The sequence below is a fragment of the Microbacterium testaceum genome, from assembly GCF_001476285.1.
Classification (GTDB): domain Bacteria; phylum Actinomycetota; class Actinomycetes; order Actinomycetales; family Microbacteriaceae; genus Microbacterium; species Microbacterium testaceum_B.
Genome location: NZ_LDRU01000057.1, coordinates 22,215 through 41,054, shown reverse-complemented (window position 1 = coordinate 41,054; position 18,840 = coordinate 22,215). Strand labels below are relative to the sequence as shown.

Annotated in this window: 17 protein-coding genes; 13 read left to right on the top strand and 4 right to left on the bottom strand. The window is 64.3% G+C overall.

All coding sequences use genetic code 11. From position 1 onward, the window contains the following. From NS283_RS10385 to NS283_RS10365, 5 genes are all read left to right on the top strand, one after another. On the top strand, nucleotides 1-276 hold a 276-nt coding region (locus NS283_RS10385; RefSeq protein ID WP_058596788.1), incomplete at its 5' end, for a hypothetical protein. Between the two features lie 19 nt (nucleotides 277-295). Then, complete coding sequence (locus NS283_RS10380) at nucleotides 296-718, top strand: Imm70 family immunity protein (RefSeq protein WP_058596787.1); 423 nt, start codon at nucleotides 296-298, stop codon at nucleotides 716-718. Then, nucleotides 628-4,518 (top strand): NACHT domain-containing protein, encoded by a 3,891-nt coding sequence (locus NS283_RS10375; protein ID WP_193752667.1) that lies wholly within the window; start codon nucleotides 628-630, stop codon nucleotides 4,516-4,518. Before NS283_RS10380 ends, NS283_RS10375 begins: the two co-directional genes overlap by 91 nt. 184 nt (nucleotides 4,519-4,702) lie before the next feature. Further along, nucleotides 4,703-5,071 (top strand): bleomycin resistance protein, encoded by a 369-nt coding sequence (locus NS283_RS10370; protein WP_058596785.1) that lies wholly within the window; start codon nucleotides 4,703-4,705, stop codon nucleotides 5,069-5,071. 31 nt (nucleotides 5,072-5,102) lie between these two features. Next, nucleotides 5,103-5,513, top strand: a complete 411-nt coding sequence (locus NS283_RS10365; RefSeq protein ID WP_058596784.1) for an Imm70 family immunity protein — start codon at nucleotides 5,103-5,105, stop codon at nucleotides 5,511-5,513. Between the two features lie 9 nt (nucleotides 5,514-5,522). Here NS283_RS10365 and NS283_RS10360 read toward each other — a convergent pair whose 3' ends face one another. After that, nucleotides 5,523-6,101, bottom strand: a complete 579-nt coding sequence (locus NS283_RS10360; protein ID WP_058596793.1) for a hypothetical protein — start codon at nucleotides 6,099-6,101, stop codon at nucleotides 5,523-5,525. Between the two features lie 61 nt (nucleotides 6,102-6,162). After that, complete coding sequence (locus NS283_RS10355) at nucleotides 6,163-6,855, bottom strand: TetR/AcrR family transcriptional regulator (protein ID WP_058596783.1); 693 nt, start codon at nucleotides 6,853-6,855, stop codon at nucleotides 6,163-6,165. A 77-nt stretch (nucleotides 6,856-6,932) separates the two neighbouring features. Between NS283_RS10355 and NS283_RS10350 the strand changes: the two genes are divergently transcribed. The 4 genes from NS283_RS10350 to NS283_RS10335 all read left to right on the top strand — a co-directional run bounded on the left by NS283_RS10350 (nucleotide 6,933) and on the right by NS283_RS10335 (nucleotide 14,302). Next, complete coding sequence (locus NS283_RS10350) at nucleotides 6,933-7,769, top strand: NAD(P)H-binding protein (RefSeq protein WP_058596782.1); 837 nt, start codon at nucleotides 6,933-6,935, stop codon at nucleotides 7,767-7,769. Between the two features lie 178 nt (nucleotides 7,770-7,947). Continuing rightward, a complete protein-coding gene (locus NS283_RS10345; protein ID WP_058596781.1) occupies nucleotides 7,948-9,897 on the top strand; it encodes a type I restriction-modification system subunit M in 1,950 nt (649 codons plus the stop codon). Beyond that, a complete protein-coding gene (locus NS283_RS10340) occupies nucleotides 9,894-11,189 on the top strand; it encodes a restriction endonuclease subunit S (protein WP_058596780.1) in 1,296 nt (431 codons plus the stop codon). The genes NS283_RS10345 and NS283_RS10340 overlap by 4 nt, the downstream gene beginning before the upstream one ends. Then, the gene (locus NS283_RS10335) at nucleotides 11,186-14,302 is read left to right on the top strand and encodes a type I restriction endonuclease subunit R (protein ID WP_058596779.1); all 3,117 of its coding nucleotides are present in this window, start codon (nucleotides 11,186-11,188) and stop codon (nucleotides 14,300-14,302) included. Before NS283_RS10340 ends, NS283_RS10335 begins: the two co-directional genes overlap by 4 nt. Before the next feature lie 45 nt (nucleotides 14,303-14,347). On the opposite strand, the gene NS283_RS10330 is transcribed toward NS283_RS10335, so the two are convergent. After that, entirely contained in the window at nucleotides 14,348-15,865 is a 1,518-nt protein-coding gene (locus tag NS283_RS10330) for a CBS domain-containing protein (RefSeq protein ID WP_153003333.1), read from the bottom strand. A gap of 304 nt (nucleotides 15,866-16,169) precedes the next feature. Here NS283_RS10330 and NS283_RS10325 point away from each other — a divergent pair, with 304 nt between their 5' ends. Together NS283_RS10325 and NS283_RS19345 are read left to right on the top strand one after the other, a co-directional pair. Then, nucleotides 16,170-16,526: a hypothetical protein gene (locus NS283_RS10325; RefSeq protein WP_241492231.1), complete on the top strand. Its 357-nt coding sequence runs from the start codon at nucleotides 16,170-16,172 to the stop codon at nucleotides 16,524-16,526. Next, a complete protein-coding gene (locus NS283_RS19345; RefSeq protein WP_275934952.1) occupies nucleotides 16,514-16,639 on the top strand; it encodes a hypothetical protein in 126 nt (41 codons plus the stop codon). Before NS283_RS10325 ends, NS283_RS19345 begins: the two co-directional genes overlap by 13 nt. Nucleotides 16,640-16,694: 55 nt before the next feature. Here NS283_RS19345 and NS283_RS10320 read toward each other — a convergent pair whose 3' ends face one another. Then, nucleotides 16,695-17,150, bottom strand: coding sequence for a VOC family protein (locus NS283_RS10320; RefSeq protein WP_058596777.1), 456 nt, complete (start codon nucleotides 17,148-17,150; stop codon nucleotides 16,695-16,697). A gap of 98 nt (nucleotides 17,151-17,248) precedes the next feature. Here NS283_RS10320 and NS283_RS10315 point away from each other — a divergent pair, with 98 nt between their 5' ends. Both NS283_RS10315 and NS283_RS10310 read left to right on the top strand, forming a co-directional pair. Further along, nucleotides 17,249-18,235 carry a helix-turn-helix transcriptional regulator gene (locus tag NS283_RS10315; RefSeq protein ID WP_058596776.1) on the top strand — a complete coding sequence of 329 codons (987 nt, stop codon included), beginning with the start codon at nucleotides 17,249-17,251 and terminating at the stop codon, nucleotides 18,233-18,235. A gap of 4 nt (nucleotides 18,236-18,239) precedes the next feature. Further along, on the top strand, nucleotides 18,240-18,806 hold the full coding sequence (locus NS283_RS10310; protein ID WP_058596775.1) for a dihydrofolate reductase family protein: 567 nt from the start codon (nucleotides 18,240-18,242) through the stop codon (nucleotides 18,804-18,806). The last annotated feature ends 34 nt before the right edge of the window (nucleotides 18,807-18,840 follow it).

Genomic DNA, 18,840 nt, shown 5'->3' with positions numbered 1-18,840 from the left:
CTGATCCTCCATCGCGGCGACCTCTCGCTGGAGTTCTTCCCCTTCGCCGACCTCGACCCCGCGAGAAGCTCGTTCATGTGCAGTATCCGCGTCGATGACGTCGACGAGCTGTACCGGAGCATCACGTCGGCGGGTGTCGTCGAGAAGATGGTCGGGTTTCCGCGCGTTCACCCGGTGACGACGCAGCCGTCGGGATTGCGGATCGGGAATCTGATCGACATCGACGGCACGCAGGTGAACCTGATCGAGAACCCCTCGGCGTCACCGGCGCGATGATCTTTCCTAAGCTCCTGCCATGAGCGTCAGTCTGAGGGTGGGGCCGATCGCGTATCCGATCGGACGCGCTGACTTTCTCGGCTCGTTCTTCGACACCGTCACGGTTCGGCTCGAGGGCGGCACTCGCGGCTCGCGGTTCCCGACGCTCGCGGCTCTCTATGGGGACGGGGAGTTGTCTCCGGATGCCGCCCAGCTCGCCCGCGCGGAACTGGCGAACGTCAAGCTCGAGTCGCGGCAACACCCACCCGCTGACGTGGTCTGGGACATCGACGAGCCGGGCCCATCGCTCGGCTGCAGCAGCCTCCCTCGACGCTGCAGAGCGGGTGTCGCCCTCGACCATATGCTGAGTGCGTGGGAGACGCACTGGGGAAGCGTGCAGGACCGTCGTTTTGGGGTGCGCGCATCGCGACTGCCCTGCCTGGCCCATTGCGAGCCGCAGTAGACGCGTGGCTCCTTCGCCCCGATCGAGGGACTTTCGATGCGCTGATTTCAGCCGCAGAAGCAGCGTTGCTCGATCCATCGGACGAACGTGTCCCCAGCGAACTTGCCGGACCAGCAAGTGCGGCGCTGGAGATGGTTCTTACGCGGCTGGCATCCGATCTGAGAGGACCGGATCAACTCGAGTTACGCGCCCAGGCACTCGCCGACGGCGAAATCTGGCATGAGCGCTTTACCCATGCGCCGGAGTTGAATGATCAGGCGTTCGTGCTCGACGACGATCTGAGCGCATACGCGGGCGCTCTCGCGCTGACATTAGCCAACGGCGTGCGCGACTGGATAGTCACAAACGACACCAAAGTTCTCGCAGACGGGCTGGGCGCATTGCTGCGGGACCGAGAGTCGAAGAGCCGCACGCACGAGTCAGCCCGTGAACATCCAACGGTGAACCCTGCCTTCGAAAGACTCAGTAGTGACTCGAGACGATTTCTCGAGTCTGTCGGGTCACAGTTCGCTAGTGATGATTCCACGTCCGAAGAACCCCACCCACTGTTCGTCTGCCGTGATCTACAAGAACAAGTCGTAAATAGAATCACATCGGGCGATGCAAGTCCGCTCATCGTGGTTGGTGAGGCAGGTTACGGAAAGACGAGCCTCCTGTGGGGCGTCGCAAGGGCTCTCGGCCATACCTCCAGTCATCGTCCTGTCGCCGTCTCGGCGGCTTGGTTTGCTGGCGTCGCGAGATCTGGCGAGGAGCGCACAAGTAGCGCGGAGATCATTGCTGCAGTTGCCGACCGTGACGGTGCCGAACCGACTCCCGTCGTCCTGCTAGACACGGCCGACTTGCTTCTTCACTCATCGGCCTCGGTCGTTGCAGCGCAAGAGCTCATCGAAGAGCTATCGGACCTCCGAGTTCCTCTGGTGCTCACCGTAAGACCAGCCGAGGCGGAGAAGCTCCCACCGCAGATCGGACGAGTGATCTTGGAAAGGTATTCGCCGGATGAGATGAGCGCGGCTGTTCGCTCTCTCGCTCGTAAGTACCTGCCCGACCACTCCTCGGAAGAACTAGTCGAAATGATCCAAGGAGCACGGGTCCGTCAACTGCCGGTGCTGGAGGTGCTCCAATCGCCCTTGTTGCTCACGATGCTCTTCGATTTGAGCCACGGTGTGGCGCCCTCCATGGACATGGATGTGACAAGCCTCTATCGCCGATACTGGCACGACCGAGTCGAGAGCGACCGCCGAGACCTCGGCACAGAACCTCGTCCGTCGGATGATCTGACTGCCATCGCATGCCGCACCGCACTCGCGATGGTGGGCGAAGGAAGCCCCGACGTCCAGATCGACGCACTGATGGACGCTGTGACTCAAGTGGACTTCCAAGCACCCGTGGTTCAACCGCTGGTCGCACTAAATTCTCTCGCGAGTCGTGGGGTTATTGTCCGTGCGATCGATCGCGTGCGATTCTTCCATCAGACGCTTTTCGAGTTCGTGGCCGCCCAGGCCCTCTTGCGTCGCCCAGATCCCGTGGAGGAAGCGAACCGCTTACTGGAATACGTCCTCCGTGAGCCACTTGACCTCTTCATTGGAGCGGTGCTCGAGCAGTTGCTCGTTCTTCTCTCTGGAACGATGGCGCGGCGGGACTCAGTGGCCACGGCTGTTCAACGGATTCTTGCTTCGGACAGTCCGACGGTCACACAGATTGGTGTTGCAGTCTGCGCGCGCCAGCCCGCATTTGAGCCGCAATTGACAGCGCACCTGGACCGGCTACCCGCGATAGCGCTGCGACGATTTCTCTCCCTCGCCCCACAAGTTCGCGACGTTGATGTTTCTGACGTCCTCACCCGTATCTGGCAAGCGCGTCGTAGCGACGTGCTACACGACGTTATTCGCGCGATTGGACGAGTAGCGCGCCGCGATCCGGTCGGCATGAGCAAGCTGACCCGCGAGATCGATCTGGTGGGGTGCATCCTCTCCGAAGCACCCCAGACTCTGAGCAACGCGACAGACATCTACACGACGCTGTTCGCCCTCGCTGAGTCGGATCCCGACCTCGTAAGGCGCAGTGTGCTTGCGATCGTCGACGCCGACCCTGGTCCGGAGTCTTTGATCCTGTTGATGGGGTTCGTCGCCGACCATTGGAATACCATCGGCGACCACACGTACCTCACAGAGATTTATCGCAAGGTCGAACGCGTCCTGGGTGAGCGCAATCGGGTGCCTGGACGAAGCGTGCGCAACGCACTTGGAGCAGTTCTCTACCAAGAGCGACTTCGTACAGGCGCTGACGCGCTCGATCAGCGAATCGTCCGCGCACGTCAAGTGCTCGCCGCCGTCGACGCGAGCACAACGTCGTTCGAGGTCGGCGCCGAACTAGCCGCCCTAGCACTTGAGATGAGACGACTCGGCCCGGACGACGATCCCGAACCGTATCTGGACGAGATCTTTAGGGTTCGAGCGGACATGGGGCCGCCTCAGGTCGTCGGGCTACTGGTCGGTCCCCTTCTCGCCGAAGCCTCGGTTGTCCGCGAACCCCTAATTGAGCGGGTACGGGCGGTGCTAGTTGCGGGACTGCCGAGCCGCGACAACGGCCGAGATCTGACGAGCGCTCAGCGTTGGGCAATCGCAGCGCGGCGTGCTCTGCTGGACTCACGCGTTGATCCAGCGATCGCTGCGTCCTGTCTCAGTGGTGTCTCGGTCACGGATGGGCTGGACTTTTGGGGAGACCCGGCCAACGGCCTAAACCTTCTGGCGACCGCAGCGACTGGTGGACACCTCGGCGCTCGAGCCGTCGTCGAGCGCTTGGTCGACGACCCCGGAGCACTTGACGCTTCTGCGCAACGCACGTTCCTCGACACTGCACGTGCGTATGTGGCGGAGGATGTACTGCTATCCCGCGCGGCGATCTCAGTGGCAATCGTCTCTGATGCTCTCGGCACATTGCAGGAGATGGCGCAATGGCCTGCATGCGCGGGCGTGTTGGCGCAGCGGCACGTCGATCTTCGTACCTGCTTGGTCAAGCATCTCGAGGGCGACGATGGAATGCAGAAGCGGGCAATCACGCTCTGGGCGAGCCTCCAGCGCGCCCGCGTCGTGGTGCCGGATGTTGACCAACTCGAAGCAGCTTTCGGGAGGGTGCGGGTCGGACTCGATAAGTCGCGAGTGGTGCGGATGATGGTGCCGGTTGTGCGCGCTAGCGCTGTACAGGCGCAGTTGGCTGACCAATGGTTAGAGTCTCTCCAGCCGACAAACTTTGGTCCACTGACCGACGCACGGAACGCGGTCCGCCGAGCGATATTGGGTTCCCATGGCTCCGGTGAAGACTGGCCGTACCTGCTTGCACTATCGCTCCAACCTCGCGCCTCAGGAACCAATGTCGTCGAACCATCCATGATGCATGATGCGAGCACCTTCATTCGTCGAACCGTAAATCGTGGAGAACTTGCGTTTGCGAGCGCTCAGTTCTTGGATATTGCCACGCAGGCGACTGCCCTTCCACTAAGCGGCAAGCAACGACGAAACCTCACCGCGGTTTTTTACGGGATCGCCGTCGAATTGTCGTTACGGGCCGAACCGGACGTGGTGGCCACCCTTGCCGCGCACGTTGTCCGGATCACTGCCAATTTGGCTGAGGTCATCGTGCGTGCTGCGATAACAAGGCCTAGCACCAGAATCGTGATTGAGCAGGCTTTGACTAAGGGAGAGATGTCAGGCGACATCGCGCAGTACACGGCCGGAAAGCTCAACGAGTTGCCGCGCGAGGTCGGACGGGGCCCGTTTCCGGCGATCTACCGCGCTGCCTAGACCAGTCGCACTGCACAGCCCAGCGATCAGCCGCATCAAAGTCATCACCGGTGGGCGGCACACATACGTTTTTCCGGACCTACATGATCGGATCGCTGCGATCGGCAGATGTTCGCCGCCGTCGTCTGGCTCGCTCCCGAATGGTCATTCACGGATACGGCGAGCACGCAATTGGGTCGCCGGCATGACCGATCGCGCCGTCCCGAACCTGCCGTCTCGCGACTTCGACGCCACGGTCGCGTTCTATGGCGGGTTCGGCTTCGAGCAGGACTACCGCGACGAGGGCTGGCTGATCCTCCGGCGCGGCGAGCTCACGCTGGAGTTCTTCCCCTTCGCCGACCTCGACCCCGCGAGCAGCTCGTTCATGTGCCGCATCCGGGTCGACGACGTCGACGAGCTGTACCGGAGCATCACGTCGGCGGGTGTGGTTGAGAAGACGGTCGGGTTCCCGCGCGTTCATCCGGTGGTGACGCAGCCGTCGGGATTGCGGATCGGGAACCTGATCGACATCGACGGAACGCAGGTGAACCTGATCGAGAACCCCGCGCCGTGAGACGTGGACTGAGTCTCCCTAAGCTCTTGCCATGAGCGTCAGTCTGAGGGTGGGCCCGATCGCGTATCCCGTCGGACGCGCCGACTTCCTCGGGTCGTTCTTCGACACCGTCACAGTTCGCCTCGAGGGCGGCGGGCGCGGCTCGCGGTTCCCGACTCTCGCAGGGGTGTATCGGGATGGTGAGTTGTCTCCGGATGCCGCCCAGCTCGCCCGCGTGGAGCTGGCGGACGTTGAGCGCGAGTTGCGGCAACACCCGCCCGCCGACGTGATCTGGGACATCGACAAGTCGGACGTCAGCCCGCCGTGGGGGAGCGACATCGCCGACACGATCACCTCGCTCGGTGATTACTTCGTCACGGCCGATGGGCGGCAGCTCATTGCGGTGATGGACACTGCGCTTGATGCGAGCGCGCGCACGGGCAAGCCGATGCGGATCGCCTGACCGCGGACGTCAGGGTTGCCAGAACCCGAGCGTGCACAGCAGGCGCGTCTCGTCATCGGCATCCGCGGGTGGCTCGATGGCCCGCGGGAAGACGCCCCACTGCCGCCACTCGTCAGCGTGCGGGGTGACGTGCTCATTGAATCCGGCGACCAGCTCCGGGGACAGGTGGAACGGGACGCCGAAGTGCTTCGCGATCGAGTACGCCTGGAACGCGCGGTAGGTCGCGAGGTGCGCGAATCCCTCGTCGGCCGGGTAGTCGCCGTAGGTGAACCGGAAGGTCTCGGCGATGTCACCTGATCGCGCGGCTGCCGTCGCCTTGTCGTTAAGCGCGTCGTAGGACGCGATGGGGTCGTCGCCGAGCAGATCGACGTCGGCGTACGGGTCGCCGTCCGCAGCGGCGCGGCCCGCGAGCACGTCGGGAATCCAGGCTTCGTCGTAAGCATGGCGCCCGAGGATGCCGAGCAGGGTGGGCGATTCGAGCTGGCTCCACTCCTTCGGGACGGGAGCGGAGAAGTCAGCAGGATCGAGCTGGTCGATGACCTCGCGCAGCGCGGCATCGGCGTGGAGGAAGAGGGTGGCTGGGGTCATGGCGCCGACGGTACTCCCGGCCACCGACATGGACCAGACCCGTCGCGGCGCACGATGAGTCTCAGGCGCGCCGGACGCCTGCGCGCTCGATTCCGGTCAGGAGAACGTCGATCGCGAAGTCGCGCCGTGCCGAGTCGTCGGGGCCGGTGAGCAACGACGCTGAGCGAGCAACGTGCGGGAATCGCTCGGCGTCGGCCCGTTCGTAAGCGGTCAGGACGTGTTCACGATCGTCGCCGACGTCCCCGCGGCTGAGCCGGACGGTCCGCTCGACGGCGGTCGATGCGGCGAACTGCGCGATGAGATCGACCGCGAGCGCGGCGCGGTCGGCGGGAACGCCGCCCGCCTCCATGAGCGCCAATTCGTGTTCGGCGAGACGGAAAGCGCCGGGCAGGACCGGGATCGAGCCGAGCGCGATGGTGCCGAGGCCGGGGTAGGTCTCCAGCGTCTCGATCGTGTGGACGATGGTGCCGGCGAGGGCATCTCGCCAACCACGGCCGTCGCCCGTGGCATCCACGAGGGACACCTCGGCGTACGCGGCGTCCAGGACGTGCTCGAGCAGGATGTCGCGGTTGTCGAAGTACGCGTAAAGCGAGGCGGGGCCGGTTTCGACCCGTGCCGCGACGTGTCGGAGGCTGACCGCGTCGACACCGTTCTCGCGAATCAGAGCCATCGCCGCTTCGAGGATCGACTGCCGGGACAGGGGCGCCTTCGCAGGGCGGGCGCGGCGCGAGACCGGTTCTGCGGGCGACGACATGCAGACACGCTATCACTTGACGCGATCGGCATTCGTGACGAACATTGTTCGCGAACGCTGTTCGTAAAGGAGTTGTCATGTCGGTTCTCGTTGTTGGTGCCAGTGGCGCCGTGGGTGGTGCGGTCGTCGCGGGCCTGCTCGATCGTGGCGAGCGGGTGCGCGCGACCAGCCGCACGCCGCAGAAGCTGGCTTTGCCCGCCGAGGTGGAGGTGTTCGCGGCGGATCTTGATGACCCGGCGTCATTCACCGACGCCCTGACGGGTGTCGAGCGCGTCTTCCTCTACGCCGACCTCGCCGAGCCGGAGGCATTGTTGGCGACCTTCGCGACCGCGGGCGTGCGTCACGTGGTCGTGCTGTCGTCGTCGTCCGTGACGTTTCCGGGGGCGGCCGAGGACTTCAACGGGTCGCGCTTCCTCCGGGTGGAGGAGGCCGTCGTGCGGTCGGGCCTCGCGTATACATTCCTGCGGCCGGGCGGATTCGCGAGCAACGCGGCCCGCTGGAGCTGGGGCGTGAAGGGTGAGAGCGCCGTTCCGCTGCCGTACCCCGAGGCGGTGCAGGCGCCCATTCATGAACAGGACATCGCCGATGTCGCCGTGGTCGCCCTCACCACCGATGCCCTCGTCGGCGCCGCGCCGGTGTTCACCGGACCGGAGCGTCTCACCCTCCGCGAGCAGGTCGCGCTGATCGGCGACGTCATCGGACGCCCGGTGGCGGTGATCGAACAGACCGAGGCGGAGTCGTCGGCGATGCTGTCGCGGTCCGTCCCCGAGGTGTGGGTGCGGCAGATCATCAAGGACTGGCGCGAGGCGGTCGGTGCGACTCCACCCATCTCCGATGAGTACACCCGCATCACGGGTCGCCCGTCTCGCACCTTCCGCGCGTGGGTTGTCGATCACGTCGAGCTGTTTCGTTGAGGGGGGCCGGGATAGTTCACGGTGAGGGCGCGATTTCGGCCGCGTGGATGCCAGGTCCTGTGCAAGAGATCCGCGACGCGGTGGCGGCCATCGTTGAACGTCCAACGATGAGCGAGTATTGAGGAGATCGCGGCACTGACGCCGCCTGCTCGCTGCTCGATCTTCGGAGTGCCTACCTGTGGTCAACCATGTCAACTTCATCTGGAACATTGCCGAGTCTTTGCGAGGTCCGTTCAAGCCCTCTGAGTACGGCTCGGTCGTCCTCCCGTTCACGGTGCTCCGGCGGCTCGACGCGGTGCTGGCCGATACGAAGGGGGAGGTTCTAAAGCTCCTGCCGACCGTCGCTGACGCCCCAGAACTGTTGCGGCACATGAAGCTGACGGACGCGGCGGCCCACCAGTTCTACAACACGTCGCCGTTCGACTTCGCGAAGCTCGTCGCCGACCCGCAGGACCTCCGAGCGAACTTGTCGTCGTACCTTGCGGGGTTCTCTCCGAACGTGCGCGACATCTTCGAGCGGTTCGAGTTCGACAAGACGTTGAACAAGCTGGCAGAGAAGAACAAGCTGTTCACGGTGACGGAGAAGTTCGCGCAGGCAGACTTCCACCCCCGCGCGGTCAGCAACATCCAGATGGGCCTCGTGTTTGAGGAGCTGATCCGGTTCGCGAACGAGAAGTCGAACGAGACCGCGGGCGACCACTACACCCCCCGCGAGGTCATCAAGCTCATGGTCGAGCTGCTGTTCGCGCTCGACGACGACGCGCTCGCGAAGTCGGGGGTGGTGCGGTCGATCTACGACCCGACCGCTGGCACGGGCGGCATGCTCTCCGTCGCCGACGAGTACCTGCGCACCCTGAACCCGGGCATCCAGCTGAGCCTGTACGGGCAGGACTACAACGACGCGTCGTACGCGATCTGCAAGGCCGACATGGTCATCAAGGGCCAGGACGTCGACAACATCGCCCTCGGCGACACCCTCACCGAAGACCACTTCGACGACAAGAAGTTCGACTACGGCCTCTCCAACCCGCCTTTCGGGGTCGACTGGAAAGACCAGCGCGCCTACGTCGACGACGAACATTCGAAGCTCGGATTCAACGGCCGCTTCGGCCCCGGCACCCCCGCCGTCAGCGACGGCGCCATGCTGTTCCTTCTCCACCTGGTGTCGAAGATGCGCAAATCCGAGGATGGCGGCTCCCGCATGGCGATCGTCCTCAACGGGTCGCCCCTGTTCTCCGGCGGCGCCGGCGGCGGCGAGTCGAACATCCGCAAGTGGCTGCTCGACAACGACCTCGTCGAAGCGATCATCGGGCTGCCGAAGGACATGTTCTACAACACCGGCATCTCCACCTACATCTGGGTCCTCACCAACCGCAAAGACGAGAACCGCGAGGGCCGGGTTCAGCTCATTGACGGCCGCGAGATGTTCAGCAAGCTCCGAAAGGGACTCGGCTCCAAGCGCAACGAACTCTCCTCGAAGAACATTGAGACCATTGTCGGTCTGTACGCCGGATTCGAGGACAGCGAGTACTCGAAGATCTTCCGCAACGAGGAGTTCCTCTACCGCACCATCACGGTCGAACGTCCCCTCAAACTCAGCTGGCAGGCCACTCCCGAACGCATTGACGCCGTATTTGAAGCCAAGGCGATCCAGAAGTTGAGCAAGACGGATGCCGCAGCCCTCCGCGCCGCGCTCGATCGGCTCGGCACCGGCACGGTGTGGAAGAACCGGGCCGAGTTCCAGAAGGTTCTGAAGGATGCCGCGAAAGCCGAAGGCCTTACACTCCCCGCACCGCTGCTCAAGATTGTGACCAGCGAGCTCGGGGAGAAGGACGATTCCGCCGACACCTGTACGGATGCGAAGGGGAACCCGGAGGCGGATGCGTCGCTCCGCGACACTGAAAACGTGCCGTGGGACGAGGATGTCGACGACTACGTCGCCCGCGAGGTCCTCCCCTATGCACCCGACGCGTGGATCGACCCGTCGAAGACCAAGGAAGGGGCCGAGATCCCCTTCACGCGCCACTTCTACCGGTACAGCCCACCCCGCCCACTTGAGGAGATCGACCGCGACCTCGACGCCGTCATGGACGACCTCCGCGCAATGCTCACGGCGGTCGAGGCATGACAAGAGAGCTCCGTGACTCCGGGGTGGCGTGGCTCGGGGATACTCCGGCGGGCTGGCCTGTTGTCCCTGCGCGCGCGCTGTTCGGCGAGCGCAAGCAAAAGAGCTTGGCAACCGACGTGCACCTGACGCCGTCGCAAAAGTACGGCGTGCTGCCGCAGGCGGAGTACATGGAGACCACGGGCAGTAAGGTTGTGCTCAATCTGTCGGGCGCTGACAACATGCGTCACGTCGAGGCGGGCGACTACGTCAGCCATCTTCGAAGCTTTCAGGGCGGGCTCGAGTTCGCGAGCATTCCGGGCAAGGTGAGTGCGGCGTACACGGTGCTGAAGCCGAAGGTGGCCCTCGACCCTCGATTCTTCAAGTACCTGTTCAAGAGCGACCTCTATATCCAGGCTCTCCAGACCACGACCGATCAACTCCGCGACGGGCAGTCGATCCGCTACGGGCAGTTCGCACTGATCCCCTTGCCACGTCCGGCGATCGAGGAGCAGCGCGTGATTGCGGACTATCTGGATCGGGAGACGGCGCAGATCGACGCGTTCATCGCGAAGAACGAGGAACTCATCGCCCTCCTCGCCGAACGCCGCGCGAGTCAGATCGCTCGGGCGGTATCGCGTGGACTTGATGCGTCATTTCATCTGGTCGATGCCCCGAAGCTGGCTTCGGGCACCATGCCAGCGCACTGGTCACTCACCCCGCTAAAGCGAGCTGTCGGGTATCAAGAGGGCCCGGGGATAATGGCGGCGGATTTCCGCGACGCTGGGGTCCCGCTTCTCCGGATCTCGTCGGTAAACACGGCAACGGCCACGCTTGAGGGATGCAACTTCCTGGACCCCGATCTCGTTCGCGATCGGTGGTCGCGCTTCCGAGTCGCGCTGGGGGACCTACTCATCAGTGCGAGCGCAAGCATGGGCACGATCGCCGAGGTTGCGACAGACGACGTTGTGGGCGCCGTACCGTATACGGGGATCATCCGGATCAGCCAGGGAAAGATGCTGCGCGACTTCGCGAAGTGGTTCTTTATATCGGAAGAGTTCCTGATGCAGGTGGAGGCATTGAAGACGGGCTCGACTATTCAACATTTTGGGCCGTCTCATCTTGGGCAAATGTGGGTTGGTCTTCCGCCAGTCTCGGAGCAACGCGCGATCGCGGCGCGACTGCGGCACTCCACGGCGCGGATCGATGAGTCGATTCGCATAGCGGAGCGGGGGGTCACGCTCGCTCGCGAGCGTCGCACCGCCCTGATTACGGCTGCGGTGACGGGGAAAGTCGACGTGGGGGTGGCTGCGTGAGTGGTGTTGCTGGGGCGCATCTGGAGTCGGTGCTGGAGAACGAGATTGCCGAGCATCTCGCCGCGAACGGGTGGCTCTATTCGCCGAGCGATGCAGGCTACGACCGTGAACTCGCGCTGTTCCCCGAGGACGTGCTCGGCTGGCTGGAGGATTCGCAGCCGACAGAGTTCGCGAAGGTCGTCCGCCACGGCGATACCGCTGCGCAGCGTGAGGCGGCGGGTCACGACATCCTGACTCGTTTGGCGAAGTCGCTGGATCTTGATCCACTGAAGAACGGCGGCACGATCCGGATTCTGCATGAGGGGTTCTCGATGGTGCCGTTGCATGGGGGTGCGGTGAAGTTCCGGTTGGCGCAGTTCCGCCCAGCGACGACGCAGAATCCCGACACGCTTGCGGCGTCCGGGAAGATGCGGGTGCGGGTGATGCGTCAGGTGCATTACTCGGTGAAGCATCCGAATAAGGCGTTAGATCTGGTGCTGTTCGCGAATGGCATCCCGGTTGCGACGGTCGAGTTGAAGACGGACTTCACGCAGTCGATCGGGAACGCGGTGAACCAGTACCGGTTCGACCGGTCACCGGCGGGTGAGCCGCTGTTCGCTTTCGCGAAGCGGTCGCTGGTGCACTTCGTGGTGTCGAATTCCGAGGTGCGGATGACGACGCAGCTCGCTGGTGCCGCGACCAGGTTCCTGCCCTTCAATAAGGGAGCCGATGAGGGCGCGGGGAACCCGCCGAACCCGAACGGGTCGGTGTCCTCGTACTTCTGGGAGGAAATCCTGCAGCGCGATACATGGTTGGAGCTGCTGGGGTCGTTCGTGAACCTGCAGGTCGAAGTCGATGTCGACCCCGACACAGGGCAGAAGACGAAGACGGAGAAGGTACTGTTCCCTCGGTACCACCAGTGGCGGGCCGTCACCCGACTGGTCGAGACGGCACGGGCAGAGGGGCCCGGGAACCGATACCTGGTGCAGCATTCGGCGGGGTCGGGGAAGACGAACTCGATCTCTTGGCTCGCACACCGCCTTTCCCAGCTTCACGACGAGCAGAACGTGCGGGTGTTCGACACGGTCGTGGTCGTCACAGACCGGACGGTGCTGGACAAGCAGCTGCAGGACGCGATCGGCCAGTTCGAGAAGCAGGCCGGAGTGGTGCAGTCGATCACGAAGGATGCGGGTGAGTCGAAGTCGAAGCAACTCGCGGCGGCGCTGAGCGGTGGAAAGAACATTGTGATCGTGACAATCCAGTCCTTCGAGGCGCTGATCACCGCGATCCAAACACTGCCCGAGTTGAAGGGGCGTCGGTTTGCGGTGATCGCGGATGAGGCGCACTCGTCGCAGACCGGATCGACGGCGGGCGCGTTGACGAAGGTGCTGTCCCCAGATGAGCAGGCCGCGGTCGCCGAAGGCGCGCCGATCAACTCGGAGGCGTACCTGCAGTGGGCCATGGAGGTCACCGCCTCCGCCCCCAACATCTCCTACTTCGCGTTCACCGCGACCCCGAAGGCCAAGACTCTCGAACTGTTCGGGCGGGTCCCGGAGGGGGCGGGCTCGGATGCGACGCCGGAGCCGTTCGATCTGTATTCGATGCAGCAGGCGATCGAGGAGGGCTTCATCCTCGACGTGCTGCAGAATTACACCCCCTATAAGGTGGCGTGGAAGCTGCAGCACCCGGGTGCGGACTATGACGCGCACGGTGACGTCGACGAGTCAACCGCAGTGAAGGCACTCGTGCAGTACGTGCGGTTGCACTCGACGAACATCAGCCAGAAAGCCAAGATCGTCGTGGAGCACTTCTCCGCCTACGCGAAGCCGTTGCTCGACGGTAAGGCGAAAGCGATGGTCGTCACCGGGTCGCGTAAGGAGGCGGTGCGGTGGAAGAAGTACCTCGATGCCTACATCACGGATGCCGGTGTGCAGGGTGTCCGGTCGTTGGTGGCGTTCTCGGGCACGGTCGACGACCCTGACGACGTGGGTGACGGGCTGACGGAGAAGACGCAGAACTATGGCCTGCACTCCTCGGACCTCGCGGAGGCATTCAAGCCGTCGACGTTCAACGTGATGATCGTCGCGGAAAAGTTCCAGACCGGGTTCGACCAGCCGCGTCTTGTTGCCATGTACGTGGACAAGAAGCTCGGCGGCGTTCAGGCCGTACAGACTCTGTCGCGGTTGAACCGCACGTATGCGGGCAAGGACAAGACCTTCGTTCTCGACTTCGTCAACGAGCCCCTCGACGTGCTCGATGCGTTCAAGGACTACTACCGCAAGGCGGAGCTGACCGCGCTCACCGACCCAAACCTCATCTACGACCTCGTCACGAAGCTCGATGCGTCGGGGATCTACACGATGAGCGAAGTGGAGCAGGCGTTCGACGCAGCCCTCGCCAGTGGGACGAACGCGAACTCGAAGGTGTCGGCGGCAACCGCGCCGGCGGTCGACCGGTTCCAGAAGCGATGGTTCAACGCGGTCACCGATGCCGATAAGGATGAGCAGGACGAGCTGAGACTGTTCAAGGCGGACGCTGGTCAGTTCGTGAAGTTCTACGACTTCATCTCGCAGGCTCGCAACCTCGAAGACACCGACCTACCGCGTCGGCACTATTTCTTCCGCCGGATACTTCCGCAGCTATCCACCGCGACCTACGAGGAGCCGGTCGACATCTCCCAGGTGCAGCTCGCCGGGTACAAGATCACCGCGGGCGAAGCCGTGAAGCTCAACCTGGAGAAGGGGCCAGGTCTAGACCCAATCACCGCGATCGGCTCTGGGGCGATCCACGAGAAGCACCGCAGCGCTCTAGAAGAGATCATCGAGAAGCTCAACGAACGCCTTGGTGATAAGTACGGCGTCGGTGTCATCGACATCACGATGAACCACATCGTCGGCAAGCTCGCCCTCGACTATGACCTTGCGCGGCAGGCCGAGGTGAACACGCCCCAACAGTTCGCAGAGTCGCCGGCTTTGCCGAAGGCGTTCACGAAGGCTGTCGTGGAGGTGCGCGAAGAGACGCCAGCGTTCATCGACGATCTCCTCGGCGACGGTGGGCTGTTCGCGGAGCTCGGGAAGGCACTGCCGGCGATGCTCTACGAATATTTGAAAGAGAAGGGCGCACCCCACGGCTGATTCGAGGACGCGTGCGGTGCCTCGGCGGGTGCGCCAGCTTCTGAATCAGATCCGGTGCTGGGGCGTCCTCGGGGTTGTTGATCGGCCTGGTGCCGATCGCGACGAATCGACGGCCCGCAACAGTCGCAGTGTTCCCTCCAGCATTTCAAATGTCGAGTCGGGCAGGGGGTCTTGCGAAAAGTGCATCAAGCTGTTCCGAACCTCGGCAATACCCTCGACAAGGGAGCGCAGCCTTTCTCGTGTGATCCCGGCCCATCCGAGCTTCTCCCAGTTCTCGTCGTCGTCGAAGACATGGGGATACGCGCCCAGGGTCAGGCGGTCGATAGTTTTGCAGCGAGCCGGCGACCGTTCGATGTCGGCATCCGTGAGCCGGCGCTTCACCGCGCGGCGCATTCGCAATTCGATTTCCTCGATCATGACAAGAGGTCGGCGATCGCGGCCGAACTCAGCCGTGAGATCGGCGACCGTGACGATGCCGCCAATCTCGTTTGCGTCGCCACGCACGAAAACGTATCCACTCGACTCGATTTGAGACACGACATCCAACACATTCGCGTACGGCGCGACAGTCGGGGGAGATGTCGTCATTGCTTCCGCGACGATGGTGGGGTTGCCGTGCATATGTGCGATCGCGATGGACTCCCAGGTGATGACACCAGCGAGCCCTCCAGCTTCTACAACGGCGAGCTGAGAGAAGTTACCTTCCAGCATCGCCGTCCTTGCATCGGAGATCAGGTCGTCTCGGGAGACCGATACCGGTGCGCGGCGAGCAGAAGGGATCTGATGGATCCGGTATCCCACTGCATGCTCGCTGTCGGATAGGGGAGGAGCCTGTTCGAAAGCATCCGTCTGCGGATGGCCCTGCAGCGGGGTGATGACAATTTGCTCGTCAATCTCGGCATCGGAAATTGAAGGGACGGACGTGAGACCCGAGGCTTGCAGCAGCTCATCTATCGACGCGACTGATTGCGCTGTCCGCCGGTCGACCTCGGCGATGTCAAGCAGTTCCCGCACCGTCATGGGCGTTGGGGTGTTCCGCGAGAGGTCCTCGATACGGTTCGGGAGCGGACTCCCCTCGCGCGCAGGACCTGGGTCTGGTTCGCCCGCCTGCACCGCCATCAGTCGTTCGACCGAGCCAAAGCGAGACAGCTCGCACACGGTGAGGAGCGACTTAAGGGACGCGCGCAAATCGTGTTTCAGGCTGGTGCGCTCGACATCGGACCGCTGCCAGTCCACGCCGCGGAAGTGCTCGCCCTCCCCAGCGTCGAAGCCGTAATCCGAGTTGATCGTCCCGATCGCGAAAGTGCCGTCGGACTTCAGCGGCATCACCATGATGTCCCCGACGCGCATCTCGTTGACAAAACGATCTAGCTGCCCCGTCCAGTTCCCAATCAGGTAGTTCGACTCACCTGGATGCGCCGTGCTGAGTGCATCTCGAATCTCTTCCCTCGAGAATCCCGAGAGATCGCCGACTTCTGACCAACCGATCAGCGCGCGTCCGTCACGTAACGCATCTTGTTCGCGTTCCCCATGCCGCCCGCCTCGCACCATCCATGCACGCACCTCGCCATTCTGGGTCCACGTAGAGCCGTGGGCAACCGCTTTGGGGCCGATTAGCCAGCAACTGATAGCTCACTGGTCGGTGCGGTCGAGATCCGCGACCAGCGTTCGGCCCTGAAACTTTGGATATGCCAGATCCGTGGCGAGACGACCGCGCGCAATCCGTTGGACGCGCCCCTATCAGCCTGACCCCACCTCCACTCGGGTCGAAAGGAGACCGCCACGCCCCAACCCCTTCGCTATGGCATCAACGTCTCCCTTCACGGATGGTCCACCACGAGGCGGGCCGCCGCCGGATGCAGAGTCGATGGCGTTCTGGACCGACGAGCTGCGTCGCTCCGACGTGCTCCTCCGTGGGCGCGTGAGGTATGAGCTGATGCAGGGCGCGTGGCGGCGACCTGCGGCGGGACAGCGACCGGACTGGATGGATGCCAGCGAGGTCGTGTTCGCGGAGGTGATGGTTCCCATACGGAAGGTCGTGGCATCCGCTTCTCTCGACGCCGTGGACTGGAATGCTGATCTCCTCCGCGGCGATGTCGTCCACGCGGTGCGGCGGCTCGAGGAGCAGCCGGGGCGGGGGATCTCGCTCGGCGGAGCATGGCTGCCGGTGGCGCTCGCCGCGGCGGGGCTCATGACGAGTACACGTTCGTCGTGCATCCGGTGATCGCCGGCCGTGGGCCGCGGCTGCTCGACGGCGTGGCGCTGACGCTCGAGTTGATCGAGCGGTGGGAGTTCCGTTCGGGCGTCATGGTGCAGCGCTACCGGCCAAAGGCATAGCGGGCCCCGCGCGAGGTGGTCGCGCGAGGCCCTGGCATCCCGTGTCACTACCGGTTCACTCTGCGGCAACCGACACACTCCAAGTCACCCCAAACCGATCCGTCAGCATCCCGAACCCCGCACTCCACGCCGAAGCCGCCAGCGGCTCGACGACCGTGGCATCCACCGCCAGAGCGTCCCAGTAGCCCTGCAGCTCCTCGAGCGTCGGCGCGCTGATCGACACGAACACCGACTGCTCGGTGACCGTCGTGCCGTTCTCGCGGCGCGTTGCGCCGCCGCCCGCGATGCCGCCCTCGGTGAGGCCCGGGATGTCGTAACCCATCACACGGAATCCGTTCTCGGCAGCGACCAGGCCGAAGACGACCTTGTCGGATCCGGGGATCTCAGCCGGCATCCCGAAATCGGCGTACGTGTTGATCACGAGGTGGCCGCCGAAGACGGACTGGTAGAACGTGAGCGCCTCGCGGGCGTCGCCTCGGAAGTTCAGGTGGGTGGTGGTCTGCACGGACATTTCTGCTCCTTGGTATCTCGGCCCGAATCGGCTCGTAGAACGACAGTCCCACCCGTATAGGTCTGTTTCTGTCCTAGAAGCGATCTACCGTGGATGCCATGGCCTCGACGTCGCGACTGCTCACGCTGCTGTCGCTGCTGCAGGCCCGGCGCGACTGGCCGGGATCGGTGCTGGCGTCGCGGCTCGGCATCAGCGATCGAACGGTGCGGCGCGATGTCGATCGGCTGCGCGAGATGGGTTACCGCATCGAGGCGACGATGGGCCCCGATGGCGGATACCGGCTCGAATCCGGCAACGACATGCCCCCGCTCCTGTTCGACGACGATCAGGCGCTCGCCGTCGCGATCGCGTTGCGGGGGGCGCCGGCGCTCGGTGCCGAGATCGGAGAGGCCGCGGTCCGGGCTCTCGCGACGATGCGCCAGGTGCTTCCGTCGAGGCTTCGGCCTCGGCTCGACGCGGTCGAGGTCACGACGGTGAGGCGTCCGGGCGAGGCTCCGATCGCCGCGGTGCCGCTCGACGTTCTGCTGACGCTGGCGCAGGCCGTGCGCGACCGGGTCACGCTGCGGTTCGATTACCTGCCGAGGGGCGACGGCGACCCCCAGTCGAGACGCGTCGAGCCGCATCACCTCGTCACCTCGCACGGCCGGTGGTACCTGCTCGGGTGGGATCTCGATCGCGACGACTGGCGACTCTTCGCCGCCGAGCGGGTCCGCCCGCGCGTGCCCCACGGCGCCCCCTTCGTGCCGCGGGTCGTGCCCGGTGGTGACGTCGACGCCTTCGTCTCGGGGCGTTTCAAGGGATCGGATGCCAACGAGTGGCCGTGCCGTGGAACGGTCGTCCTGCACGCGCCCGCGCATCGCGTCCGGCCCTTCACGGGCGATGGAACCGTGACGGTGGTCGACGAGGCCCGCTGCACCCTCGAGGCCGGGTCGTGGTCGTGGGGTGCGCTGGCGGCATCCTTCGGTCGGTTCGAGGTGGCGATGGAGGTCGTCGGACCGCCCGAGCTGGCGGAGGCATTCGCGGTGCAGGCGGAGCGATTCGGGGCGGCGGGCTCTTCCGCGGAGGACTCCCGGCGAGGAAGCTAGCGGCATGACCCAGCCCCTCCGCTACGCCATCAACGTCACCCTCGACGGTTGCTGCTCGCACGAGGAGGGCCTCCCACCCGACGAGGAGTCGATGGCGTTCTGGACCGATGAACTCCGCCGCTCCGACACGCTCCTCTACGGTCGCGTCACCTACGAGCTGATGGAGGGCGCGTGGCGCCGGCCGGAGTCGGGGGAGTGGCCCGACTGGATGGATGCCAGTGAGATCGCGTTCGCGGAGGTGATGGATCCGATGCGGAAGGTGGTGGCATCCGCGACTCTCGACGCCGTCGACTGGAACGCTGAGCTGATCAGTGGCGATGTCGTCGACGCGGTGCGGCGGTTGAAGGATCGGCCGGGGCGGGGGATCTCGCTCGGCGGTGTGCGGCTGCCGGCGGCGCTCGCCGCGGCGGGGCTCATCGACGAGTACACGTTCGTCGTGCATCCGGTCGTGGCGGGGCGAGGGCCTCGGCTTCTCGAAGGGATCGGGGAGTCGCTCAAGCTCGAGCTCGTCGAGCGGTGGGAGTTCGGCTCGGGGGCTACCGTGCAGCGGTACCGGCACCCGATAGCGTGATCCCACAATCCGCATTTTCGTGGCCGGGGGGCGT